The following is a 674-nucleotide window of genomic DNA, read 5'->3' as shown; positions in this document are numbered from 1 at the left end:
AATGATAACCTCCACCCAAATCAAACCACCAAAACAAACCTTAAAACCAAAAACAAAAATTATACCCCACCTCCAATTCACAAAATAAATAAAATAACATTAAAAATAATAATATTTCACTTACACCAAAACTCCCACTTATCCTACACCTCTCAAATCATTTCACAAATCAAACTAGAATCAAACTCAACAGAATCTTCTTTCCCCACTAATTCTACCAAACCCATTCCCTTAACTATAATTTCACTAAATAATAAACAGAAACACTGAACAAAAATCACATTACATTAACATCCACAAAAACCATCACAATACTTTATTTTAATTAAACAATCAAATTCCCCTTATCCATACCAATTCTAAACTAACTATTCAACACCCAAAAAAAACTCCCAAAAAAACCATTCCCAATCCATCCCCCAACCAACACACAACAACCCACTCTCACCACAAAAACAACTCGAACAATCCACTAACAACCAACAAATTCTCATTTAAATATTTACTACTACCACCAAAATCTACACCAACAACCACTCCACCCAAACTCACACCCTAAATTTTACAACAACCACCACACCCTCCTACTCATCAAAACCTAACTCTTACCCCAACAACCAAATATAAATCACACACTTAAACACCATCCATTTTCAAAACTAATTAATTCAACA

Annotated in this window: 1 protein-coding gene; it reads left to right on the top strand. The window is 32.9% G+C overall.

Annotation, left to right across the window (positions count from 1 at the left end; genetic code table 11):
- A partial coding sequence (locus G8761_RS26895) for a hypothetical protein (RefSeq protein ID WP_207789367.1) occupies window positions 1-270 on the top strand: 270 nt, incomplete at its 5' end.
- Between the last annotated feature and the right edge of the window lie 404 nt (window positions 271-674).

Origin of the sequence: Neobacillus terrae, assembly GCF_011393025.1 — a bacterium.
Taxonomy (GTDB): Bacteria; Bacillota; Bacilli; order Bacillales; family Cytobacillaceae; genus Neobacillus_A; species Neobacillus_A terrae.
This window is presented reverse-complemented; position numbering and strand designations above follow the sequence as displayed.